Source organism: Paraburkholderia sp. GAS348, assembly GCF_050434205.1.
Taxonomy (GTDB): domain Bacteria; phylum Pseudomonadota; class Gammaproteobacteria; order Burkholderiales; family Burkholderiaceae; genus Paraburkholderia.
Genome location: NZ_JBNPVT010000015.1, coordinates 131,489 through 142,946, shown reverse-complemented (window position 1 = coordinate 142,946; position 11,458 = coordinate 131,489). Strand labels below are relative to the sequence as shown.

Here is an 11,458-nt window from a genome sequence, read left to right as displayed (position 1 = left end):
TGCCAATCGAGGTGACCGCGATGTCGTTGTTCTGGATCGCCGTCAGCAGCGACGATTCCGAATCCGACAGGTTGTAGCCGTGCGTGATCACCACGTTATGGTCGAGCAGCAAATCGGCATCGGCCACGCTCAGCGTGACGGCCGTTGCATTGGTGGTGCTCGCCGAGCCGTTAAACTGCGAGTTGGTCACCGATTGATCGGGATCGAGCGCCGCCAGCAGATTGGCCGCCGTGTCGGCCAAGCCGTAGCCATTCGTGATCGTCACATGATGGGTCAGCAGCGTATCGGCATTGGCCACGCTCAGCGTGACCGCCGTCGCATCCGTCGTCGCCAGACTAGTCACACCCGTCAAGCCAAGATCAGCGTGCCCGATCGCCGCGAGCAGCGCCGCAGCCGTATCATGCACCGCCCCAATCACCGTCGCCGCATTCAACGCATGCAGCGCATCCGCATTAGCCACCGACACAAAGCTGTCAGTCACCGTCACCGCCGGCGACGATGCAACCGCACTATGATTGGCCGAAAGCAGCAAATTAGCCGCCGTATCGTGAATCGCCTTGATCGTCGTGTGCACGTTCAGTGCATACAAGGCCGTCGCGCTACCCGCCGACACGAACGCGTCGGTCGTGATCACCGAGCCCGCCGCCGTAACCGCCGCGCCACCCGCCAGGATATGCGCCGCAGTATCGCTAATCGTATAGGCCTGCGTGCCGCTATTGGCGAACGCATGAATCGCCGTGGCTTGCGCCACCGTCGCCGCTGTCGTCGCGGTGACATTGACCACATTGCCGGCCAGGCCCGCCGGCGCCCCTGCCAGGTTGGCCGCTGTGTCCGACAGGTTGTATTTCGCAGTCGGGTCTTTCGCGACGAGTGCCTGCGCGCCCGCCACCGTTTCCGTCAGCGTCGTCAGCGTGGCGCTCTGCGCCCCCGCAACCGAGTGCGCCGAATTCGGGTTCAGCGTCGTTGCCTGCCCGATCGCCGTGTTGCTGATCGTCGTAGTGGTCAGTTCAGCCGTATTCAGCGGATCGCCGGCGTTGCTATTGATCGTGCTCAGTACCGTGCCGCTGGCCAGGTCGATCGGGGTCTGCCCCGCGTTCGCGACCGCGTTGGTAAGCGCAGTCACCATTGAAGCCTGCGCCGTCGGCGAAGTACTGCCCGCCGCGGAGTTCACCGTGACGGTCAGGAGCGTGGCAATCTGCGCCGCGATTTTCTGTACCGCCAGCGCGGTCGGATCGTTGGCGGCCGCCGTCAACGGGTCGTAGGTCGTCAGCGAGACACCGGCCGGAATGCCGAGCCCTTTCGCGATCACCGCCTCGGCTTGTGCGACCGACACGCTGTGCTGAGCCGCATACGCCTGAACCAGCGTCGTCAGCGGATTGACGACCGTCGATCCTTGCGGGGCCGTCAGCGTGATCGTGTTCGGCAGACCCGTATCGATGTTGACACCGCCCACCGCGATGATCGCGCCCTTCAGGGTGGTGGTCAGACTGAAATTGCCGTTCGCATCCGTCACCACACCGGTATCGCCGGCGGCGACCGGAATACCGTCGCCGTTCACGTCGATATAGATGTGCGCGCCCTTGATCAGACCATCCGCCACCTCGCCGGCAACCTTGGTGCCAGGCGTGGCGGCGGGAGAGCTGCTGCCGCTACTGCTACCGCCGCCACCACCACCGCCAGCAGCGGCGGCCGCCACGCCGCCGACCAGCGCAGCACCGAGCAAGCCCAACCATACGCTGGTCGGCACGCCACTCGAAGCAGCCGGCGCCGTTGCCGCGCCCGCCTCCGAACTGCCGTCCGTTGTGCCGCCGACATCCGTGCTCCCGCTCGCGTCGCCGGCCGAACTGCTGGCATCGCTCACGCCACCCGTCGAGGTGTCAGTCGTCGCGGTGCCGGTGTTGGCCGCTTGAACCGCGCCACCATCCGTGTCGTGCGACGTCACCCCTTCGCCCTTGTGGGCACTCGCGTCGTGTTCGACTTTGTCGCCCGTCTCGTGGCCCCGCGCCTTATTCGCATGCTTATGCTGCGGGTCCAGCGGATTCAAATGGTTAGCAATGACAGCGTCATTCGATGCAACTGCAACAGTATGATTCGCGTCAGTTTTCTTTACGCCCTGATTGCCACCAAGCTTCTTGACCGGCTGTACCGTTGAATTCTTAATGCTCACTGTCTTGCTCTCCGAAGAAATCGTAATAGCTCATGCCGCTACAGGCCGGATATTCGCTTCCGGTGCGGGCTACCACATTGAAGTTGATATGGGTTCAGGTATCGCGTCGATGACAACCCGAGGGGGGTGAACGACCGTACCAGTGGGTCCGCCAATGAAACTCGCAACGCTTTAGGAGATGTCCCTGCGGCAAGACAACACCTGATATCCGGCTTTGTTTCGACAGCCATTGACGCCACGATTTCAGGCGCGCAAACGTTGCCGAACAGTCCACTTTGCATGAGTTGGTGCCGGAGATCGGGAATGAACACAGGGCACTCATTGCGCGCGCATCTCTCAGAGCAATCCTGCGAGCGGTCCCGACATGCAGGCGCGAAAGTATGTTCTGGTGCGGCGACGCGGCGAGCCCGAGCAGGCCAGCCCCGATATGAAATGAATCAGTTCCACCATCTTCACGATGGGAACCTCCCCGTATTTTTGATTGGCATGTTTTTTTTCGCGCTTAGGTTTTAGGTCCGCGCTGACAGGTCGAGAGGATACCAGAGCTTTTCTCATAAAACTTTACCGTGCGTATCAGTTTTTCTAAGAACGATGAACTTCACAAAACAGCCTGACGTACCCCGCGAAGTTGATTTTGGTGCTATTTCACTCACACCATGACACCGAATCTAATCTGTCGAGAATGGCCTCCATGCGGGGAAATTTTCTCTACTCTTTTATTGGCAAACGTTTGCTATTCGAAATAACGACACACCTACTCTTTTATTAGCAAACGTTTGCCGTTCGAAATAACGGCGCACCTACTCTTTCATTGGAAAACGTTTGCTATTCGCCGTGAGTGCCCATTCAATCGGGGCACGTCTCAACAGCGTACGGGACACAACTTCTGCGTCATTCCGAGAAGAACATCAAAGGTCCCGCACACTGCGCCGATAGCCCCGTACGTCATGCAACGCAAACCGTTCGGTTGGCTTCATGCGAGCTGGCGTGAGCGGTCGAGGCTCGAAGTTCGTCACAAATTCGATCGTGGTAGCAGCGCCGTTGTGCAGACGCAACGGCTCGTCAGCGTCGTCTCAGTCTTTCACAAGAGCACAAAACATTCTGACAGCGCAACTCGTAATACCTCACTCAACCATGAGGTCCCTCTTACATCACGCCTCTTCGCTAATGAACAGATACAACGGACTCCGAACATTGATATTTATTGAGACGGAAAGACGTGCAATGATCGCCGCCGGTTCTGCGAATCACGCTGCAACGTTGCGTGAGCAGACGCTTTGGCAACACTGCAGATTCCCGCACTTTCATCCCGTCAACATGACCAATTTTCTGTTCGGCCTCGTCTCGAACCTTGCTTTGCTGGCTATCGTGCTGATCGTGTGTCATCTGTGCAACCGGCTTGCACCCGGCGCGGCGCTCAACGGTGCGCACATTTTCGTCGCGCTGGCTTTAGCCGCCTTGCTGTTCGATGCCGCGCTGACCTTTCTCGTGTTCGCCGATGCGCAGACCCGCTATGGCACATTCAGCACACCGACCGCGTTCTTCGAACGCGCCAGCGCGTATGTGCTGGCCGCCATTGCCGCGTTGGCGTGGCAGTACGTGGCAGATCGCGCACGCGCCACCAAAACGAACAAGAACACATTGGTCATTCGCACGTCCCCGTATTCCGAGTCACGTCTGCCGATGTAGCCCCACGCGGTCCAGGCACGAGATTTCGCCTGCGACAAATGCACGACACGAGCAGCATGTGCTACCAGGCGCCTACGCCCCTGGTATAAGGCACATTACGGCCCTCCTCAGCGCCGCAGCACACCATCGGTTTTCTCCCGTCACGCAATCCGCATCAACAGGAACGGACCTTGCGTATGCGCGTGCCGTCGCGTATAACTTCCGAAGATTGAGGGTTATCGCTTACGCCCGTCGTCGGGCATTTGCCGCTGTATTGCACTCCCGCCGTTCAATCAGTCGAAGGCAGCTTAACCAGCGAGGAATATCTTGGATCTCGAAACCGTACGCGTGTTCATCATGACCCGAGGCATCGACCTCGGCACCAAGGTACTCGGCGCAATCGTATTGTGGGTCGTCGGCCGCTGGGTCATTGGCTTGATCACCGGCCTGCTTCGCAAACTGCTGGCGAAAAACGGCCGAGTCGATCCAACACTCGCTCACTACCTCGGTTCGATTCTCGGCGCGCTGCTGAACCTGCTGCTGATCCTCGCGATCTTGCAAGTGTTCGGCGTTCAGACTACCTCGTTCGCCGCGTTGCTCGCCGGCCTCGGTCTTGCAATCGGCACTGCATGGGGCGGCTTGCTAGCCCACTTCGCGGCGGGCATCTTCATGCAGGTGCTGCGGCCGTTCAAGGTGGGCGATTTTGTCATGGCGGGCGGCGTCACGGGCACGGTCTCGGAACTGGGGCTGTTCGGCACAACCATCGTGACGCCCGACAATGTGACGACCATCGTCGGCAACAACAAGATCTTTTCGGACACAATCTCGAACTACAGCGCTTTGCCCGTGCGGCGCGTCGAGCTGACCGCGAAGATTGCGAACGGCGTCGATCCTACGGATGCGATGAACCGGTTGAAGGCGGCCGTTACGCAGATTCCGAACGTGGTCGAGAGTCCCTCACCGGATATCGAAGTGCTGAGCTTCACGCCCGAAGGACCGTTGCTGTGCGTGCGGCCCTACACGCACACCGATCATTATTGGCAGGTCTACTTCGACACCAACCGCGCAATCATCCAGACCTTCAAGGACGCAGGCTATCCAACACCGGAAACACCGCTTGCGCCGCGTATAGTCAGCAGTTGATCAAGAGCATGGCTTAGCAGGTCTGAACTGAGGCTGACGCTTGCCAAGATAAAGCGTCTTTGCGCTGCGCCAGCGGTACAAGCTACCCGTAACCAAGCCGCACCAAACGAAAACGGCGTCGCGAGATTCGCGACGCCGTTTGTTCATCCAGCTTCGTACTACGTGAAGCGTTAGCGGCTACCCTACTTGGCCGCGGCGTTCTTACGCATCACTTTCCACAGCGCGCCAAGCACCACCGGCACCACGGCCGCGCCGATACCCACCAGCACGATCACATTCAGATATTGACGGATGAACGGAATGTTGCCGAAGAAGTAGCCGAGCAATACCAGCAGCAACACCCAAAACAGCGCACCGAGGATGTTAAACAACTGGAACCGGCTCACCGTCATCTCCGAGGCACCGGCAACGAACGGCGCGAAGGTGCGCACCACCGGAATGAAACGCGCCAGCACGATTGTCTTGCCGCCATGCTTTTCATAGAAGTTATGGGTCTTCTGCAGCGCGGCGCGATCGAGGAAGCGCTCAAGGAAAGGAATGTGCGAATTGAACACCCGTGGCCCGATGGCCCGCCCAATCATATAGTTAACCGTATTGCCGGCGACCGCCGCAACAAGCAGCAGCACGATCAGCAGGCCGAGATTCATTTCGCCGCTCGCGCAGAAGGCGCCGCCGATGAACAGGAGGGAATCGCCCGGCAGAAAGGGCAGAACGACCAGCCCGGTTTCGCAGAACACGATAAGAAACAGCACCGCGTAGACCCAGGTGCCATACACGTGAATGAAGTCGCCCAGAAACTTGTCGATATGCAAGACAAGGTTGACGAAGTGTAGCAACGTGTCCAAAAAGCGTCCTTTATTAAGCGAATGTGAACGTAGCGGGAACGGCCGCGTCAGCGGCCTTGCAGGCGATGCGCAGCGAGCGCGTGCTCGCTGCCGGAAATTGACCGCGTCATGATACCGAAAGTGCCCCGTTGCGATTAAAAATCTGCTCGCGCCGAATCGCTATAATTTCGCCATGTCAGAATTCTCCGAAACGCCTGCCGGCACCGCCGACGCGGCCGCAATTTCCGCCGCCGCGCCCGTCCTACGCCCGTTACGGGCGATCCAGCCCCTTCCCGATCAGCTGATCAGCCAGATTGCCGCCGGCGAAGTGGTCGAGCGGCCAGCCTCAGTGGTCAAGGAATTGCTGGAAAATGCGCTCGACGCCGGCGCGCAGACGCTGCGCATCCTGCTCGACGAAGGCGGCGTCAAACGCATCTCGATCACCGACGACGGCTGCGGCATCCCCGAAAACGAACTCGCGCTCGCGCTGATGCGTCACGCGACCAGCAAGATCCGCTCGCTCGCCGAACTGGAAGCGGTCGCCACGCTAGGGTTTCGCGGCGAGGCGCTGGCGTCGATTGCGTCGGTTGCGCAGATGGCCATCACGAGCCGCACCGCTGACGCGCCGCATGCCGTTCGCGTCGACGCGCATACCGGCGTATTGAGTCCCGCCGCCGGCACCCAGGGCACCACGATCGAAGTCCGCGAGCTGTACTTCAACACACCCGCGCGCCGCAAATTCCTGAAAAGCGAGCAGACCGAACTCGGCCACTGCCTTGAGCAGATTCGCCGCGCTGCGCTGGCGCGGCCGGATGTGGCGATTTCTGTCCTGCATAACGGTAAGGCGGTCGAACACTGGAACGCCAGCGAGCCGCCCGCGCGGGTCGCGAAGATTCTTGGCGAGACCTTTGCGACTGCACATTTGCCGCTCGACGAATCCGCCGGACCGCTTGCCGTCTACGGCTGCGCCGGCTTGCCGACCGCGAGCCGCGGACGCGCGGATCAGCAGTATTTCTTCGTCAATGGCCGGTTCGTGCGCGACAAGCTGCTCACGCACGCCGTGCGCGCCGCCTACGAAGACGTGCTGCACGGCGACCGCTATCCGTCCTACGTGCTGTTTCTCGACCTGCCGCCGGAAGCGGTCGATGTGAACGTGCATCCGTCCAAAATCGAAGTACGGTTTCGCGATTCCCGTTCGATTCACCAGTTCGTGTTTCATGCCGTGCAGCGTGCGTTGGCGCGGCACGCGGGCGCGTCGCCGGAAACGACCGCTGGTGGGCATGCCGCGCATCTGGAAGCGTCGCCGCCGGGCGGCCCCGCTTCATTCGGCGCTACGCCGCTGGGCGGTGCGGGCGCTGGAAGCGGTGGTGGCTTCGGGAGTGGCGCAGGCGGCCTCGGTGGTGGAATAGGCAGCGGAATGGGCAGCGGATTCGGCTCCTCGCAGCCCGGCAATACCTGGATGCGTCAGGCTCGCATGACGCAGGGCACGCTGCCGGTTGCGCAACCGCTGGCGTTCTACGACGCGCTGTTCGGCCGTAGAGACACGACCACCGGCACAACGGAAGGCGCGACGTTGCTCGAAGCGCGCGACTCGGCGGCAGAAGCGCCGCCCCCGTACAACACTTCAGCGCCCTACGCAGCGCCTGGGTTCAATGCCTCAGACGAGCAACCGCTCGGCTTCGCGCTCGGCCAGATCCACGGCATCTATGTGCTTGCGCAGAACGCGCACGGACTCGTGATCGTCGACATGCACGCCGCGCACGAGCGCATCCTGTACGAGCAGTTCAAGAATGCTCTCGCCGATCGCACGATTGCGGTGCAGCCGCTGCTGATCCCGCAAACGATGCAGGCCGATCCGATCGAAATCGGCACGGTCGAAGAAGAGCGCGACACACTGGACGCGCTCGGTTTCGATCTCGCTGTGCTGTCGCCGACTACGCTCGCGATCCGCGCCGTGCCCGCGTTGCTGAAAGACGCCGATCTGCAGGCGCTGGCACGCGCGGTCCTCTCCGACCTGCATGCGTTCGGCGGTTCTCGCGTGTTGACCGAGCGTCAGCACGAGTTGCTCGGCACGCTCGCATGCCATCACGCGGTGCGCGCGAACCGGCGTTTGACGCTCGATGAAATGAACGCGCTGCTGCGTCAGATGGAGGCGACCGAACGCGCCGACCAATGCAACCACGGGCGCCCGACGTGGTACCAATTGACGCTGTCCGATCTCGATCGGCTGTTCATGCGTGGGCAATGACGGTGCGCCTGAATAAGCTTTTTCGGCGCGCGGCGTCTTGCCTATGACCTCAAGCACTTCAAGCATTCCCGCGCCGATCCCTTGCCTGCTCGGCCCGACCGCATCGGGCAAAACCGCTGCCGCGCTGGCGCTGGCCGCACGGCGGCCGGTGGAAATCATCAGTGTCGATTCGGCGCTGGTCTATCGCGAGATGGATATTGGCACCGCCAAGCCGACGGAGGAAGAACGCGCGGTGGCGCCGCACCATCTGATCGATATCGTCGATCCGGCCAACGCGTATTCGGCGGCGGAATTTCGCAGCGACGCGTTGCGCCTGATCGGCGAGATCAGCGCGCGCGGGCGGCTGCCGTTATTGGTCGGCGGGACCATGCTGTACTACAAGGCGCTCACGCAGGGGCTAAACGACCTGCCCGCCGCCGATGCCGACCTGCGTGCCACGCTCGATGCCGACGCCGCACGTGACGGCTGGCCGGCGCTGCATGCGCGGCTTGTCGCTGTCGATCCCGTGACGGCTGCGCGCCTCGCGCCGAACGATTCGCAGCGAATTCAGCGGGCGCTCGAAGTTTTCATGCTGACGGGGCAAGCGATGTCCACTTTACTGGCCGCGCCCGCTCGAACGGATGACGCCGCTTTGGCGTGGCGCTTCGTGCCTATCGCGCTGGAGCCATCCGAGCGTAGCGTGCTGCATGCGCGCATCGAAAAGCGCTTCGACGCCATGCTGGCCAACGGCTTTATCGACGAAGTCGTGAAATTGCGCGAACGCGGCGATTTGCTGCCCGAGATGCCGTCCATGCGCTGCGTGGGATACCGGCAAGTCTGGGAATATCTCGACGGGGCGGTCGATTACTCGACCATGCGGGACAAGGGAGTCTTTGCGACCCGGCAATTGTGCAAGCGGCAGCTCACATGGCTGCGCAGCATGACGGAGCGGGTTGTTGTTGATTGCTGCGATCCCAGTGCGACTGCGCAGGTCGTCAGCTTGATTGAAGAATTGATTTGAGGTTTTTACCCGCGCGGCGCTTTCTTTCCGTGCGCCGCGCGCAGGCAAACCAGCCCTAGGTCAAGCTGGTTAGAGGACCACCGTCTGAGCTTCACCGGCCGCGCTCTCGCGAATCACGCCGATCTTCCAGACCTGCTCGCCAGCCGCCGACAAAGACGCGATCGCAGCGTCGGCATCAGCAGCAGAAACAACCACCGCCATCCCGATGCCACAGTTGAACACGCGGTGCATTTCCGCATCCGCCACGCCGCCGTGCTTCTGCAGCCACGAGAACAGCGGCGGCATCGGCCAGCCGCGATGATCCAGCTCAGCCGTCAGACCTTCACGCAGAACGCGCGGAATATTCTCGACCAGCCCGCCGCCCGTGATGTGCGCCATACCCTTGACAGCGATCTGCTGCATCAAGGCCAGCAAAGGCTTCACATAAATATGCGTAGGCGCCATCAGCGCGTCGGCCAACGAACGGCCGTCAAAATCCGCGTTCAGATCGGGCTGCGCACGCTCGATGATCTTGCGCACCAGCGAAAAACCGTTCGAATGGATGCCGCTGGAAGCCAAACCCAGCACCACGTCACCTGGGGCGATCGTGCTGCCGTCGATAATCTTGCTCTTTTCCACCGCACCGACTGCAAAACCGGCCAGATCGTATTCGCCGTCCGGATACATACCAGGCATTTCAGCCGTCTCGCCGCCGATCAGCGCGCAGCCGGACAGTTCGCAGCCATGCGCGATACCCTTCACGACCGTCGCCGCGGTACCGACGTCCAGCTTGCCGCAAGCGAAATAATCGAGAAAGAACAGCGGCTCGGCGCCCTGAACCAGAATGTCGTTGACGCTCATCGCCACCAGATCCTGGCCGACGGTGTCGTGTTTGTTCAGTTGAAAGGCGAGGCGCAGCTTGGTGCCGACACCGTCCGTGCCCGAAACCAGCACCGGTTCCTTGTACTTCTTCGGCACTTCGAACAGCGCACCAAACCCGCCGATGCCGCCCAGCACGCCGTCGCGCATCGTCTTTTTGGCAAAGGGCTTGATCGCGTCGACAAGGGCGTCGCCCGCGTCGATGTCCACGCCGGCGTCACGATACGACAAACCTTGGGCCGAATCGGTTGAATGCTGGGCGGATTTCGGTTGATTCATGGGGAAGAGCTCGAAGGTCGGTAAAATGCGATTTTACCCGATGCCGACCAGAGTTGGCGCTTCAGCGCTTACTCTGGTCCCATACAGAGTTGCCGGCCGGCTGGCTGGAATTTGAATCATCCTGAATCTTCCGGTCGCGACGACACCTGGGAACAATTTTGCAAGAGAACTCCTCGATCCTGACGCCTGTACAGCGCCGCGCCTTCATCTGGCTGGCGATTGCGTTGGTTGTCGGCATTCTGCTCTGGCTCCTGAGTCCGGTCCTCACGCCGTTCCTGCTCGGCGCCATTCTCGCGTACATTCTGCAACCGGGCGTCGCGTGGATGGTGCGCCGGCGTGTGCCGCGCGTACTCGCCGCCTTGCTGATGATGCTGCTGTTTTCGTTGCTGATGACGATGCTCGTGCTGCTGGTGCTGGCCGTCATCCAGAAAGAAGTTCCGCAGTTGAAGCAACAGGTACCCGTGCTGTTCGCGCACGTGAGCGCCTGGCTGCAACCCAAGCTGGCGATGCTGGGCCTCGCCGACTCGCTCGATTTCGCCAGTATCCGCGATCTGGTGATGGGGCAGCTCGAAGGCAGCGCGCAGCAGGTCGCGCTTTATGCATGGACCTCGATCCGCACCAGCGGCAATGTGATGATGACGGTGGTCGGCAACCTCGTGATGGTGCCGCTCGTGCTGTTTTATCTGTTGTACGACTGGAATCGCATGCTCGCTCGCATGCAGATCGTGGTGCCGCGGCGCTGGCTCGAGAAGACGCTGCAACTCGCGCGCGACATGGACCAGATGCTGTCGCAATACCTGCGCGGCCAGTTGCTCGTGATGGCGGTGCTCGCGATCTACTACGCGATTGCGCTGACCGTCGCGCGCTTCGAAATCGCGCTGCCGGTCGGTATTTTCACGGGCCTCGCTGTGTTCATCCCGTACATCGGTTTTGCAACCGGGCTCGCACTGGCGCTGCTCGCGGCACTGCTGCAGTTCGGCGACTGGTACGGCTTCGGCGCGGTCGCATTGATTTACGGTGTCGGCCAGATCGTGGAGAGCTTTTATCTCACGCCGCGCCTGGTTGGCGAACGGATCGGCCTGCACCCACTCGCGGTCATCTTCGCGTTGCTCGCGTTCGGCCAGTTGTTCGGCTTTTTCGGCGTGTTGCTGGCGCTGCCGGTCAGCGCCATTCTGTCGGTGGCGATGCGCGAGTTGCGGCAAAGCTATCTGGCGAGCACGCTTTACAACAACTGAGTCACTGACTGCTCATTGACTGTTTATTGATGTTTT

The 11,458-nt window shown here is 61.2% G+C and carries 8 protein-coding genes; 5 read left to right on the top strand and 3 right to left on the bottom strand.

Annotation, left to right across the window (positions count from 1 at the left end; translation table 11 throughout):
• A partial coding sequence (locus P3T22_RS23265) for a hypothetical protein (protein WP_429326248.1) occupies window positions 1-2,167 on the bottom strand: 2,167 nt, incomplete at its 3' end.
• A gap of 1,317 nt (window positions 2,168-3,484) precedes the next feature.
• Here P3T22_RS23265 and P3T22_RS23260 point away from each other — a divergent pair.
• Together P3T22_RS23260 and P3T22_RS23255 are read left to right on the top strand one after the other, a co-directional pair.
• Entirely contained in the window at window positions 3,485-3,856 is a 372-nt protein-coding gene (locus P3T22_RS23260) for a hypothetical protein (protein WP_429326247.1), read from the top strand.
• A gap of 306 nt (window positions 3,857-4,162) precedes the next feature.
• Window positions 4,163-4,978: a mechanosensitive ion channel family protein gene (locus tag P3T22_RS23255; RefSeq protein WP_063494845.1), complete on the top strand. Its 816-nt coding sequence runs from the start codon at window positions 4,163-4,165 to the stop codon at window positions 4,976-4,978.
• Between the two features lie 182 nt (window positions 4,979-5,160).
• On the opposite strand, the gene P3T22_RS23250 is transcribed toward P3T22_RS23255, so the two are convergent.
• Complete coding sequence (locus P3T22_RS23250; protein ID WP_063494844.1) at window positions 5,161-5,823, bottom strand: VTT domain-containing protein; 663 nt, start codon at window positions 5,821-5,823, stop codon at window positions 5,161-5,163.
• 172 nt (window positions 5,824-5,995) lie between these two features.
• Here P3T22_RS23250 and mutL point away from each other — a divergent pair, with 172 nt between their 5' ends.
• Window positions 5,996-8,050, top strand: coding sequence for a DNA mismatch repair endonuclease MutL (gene mutL / locus P3T22_RS23245; protein WP_429326246.1), 2,055 nt, complete (start codon window positions 5,996-5,998; stop codon window positions 8,048-8,050).
• Between the two features lie 43 nt (window positions 8,051-8,093).
• Window positions 8,094-9,050: a tRNA (adenosine(37)-N6)-dimethylallyltransferase MiaA gene (gene miaA / locus P3T22_RS23240; protein WP_429326245.1), complete on the top strand. Its 957-nt coding sequence runs from the start codon at window positions 8,094-8,096 to the stop codon at window positions 9,048-9,050.
• 69 nt (window positions 9,051-9,119) lie between these two features.
• Here miaA and purM read toward each other — a convergent pair whose 3' ends face one another.
• The gene (gene purM / locus P3T22_RS23235; RefSeq protein ID WP_063494841.1) at window positions 9,120-10,187 is read right to left on the bottom strand and encodes a phosphoribosylformylglycinamidine cyclo-ligase; all 1,068 of its coding nucleotides are present in this window, start codon (window positions 10,185-10,187) and stop codon (window positions 9,120-9,122) included.
• A 158-nt stretch (window positions 10,188-10,345) separates the two neighbouring features.
• Here purM and P3T22_RS23230 point away from each other — a divergent pair, with 158 nt between their 5' ends.
• Window positions 10,346-11,422 carry an AI-2E family transporter gene (locus tag P3T22_RS23230; protein WP_429326244.1) on the top strand — a complete coding sequence of 359 codons (1,077 nt, stop codon included), beginning with the start codon at window positions 10,346-10,348 and terminating at the stop codon, window positions 11,420-11,422.
• The last annotated feature ends 36 nt before the right edge of the window (window positions 11,423-11,458 follow it).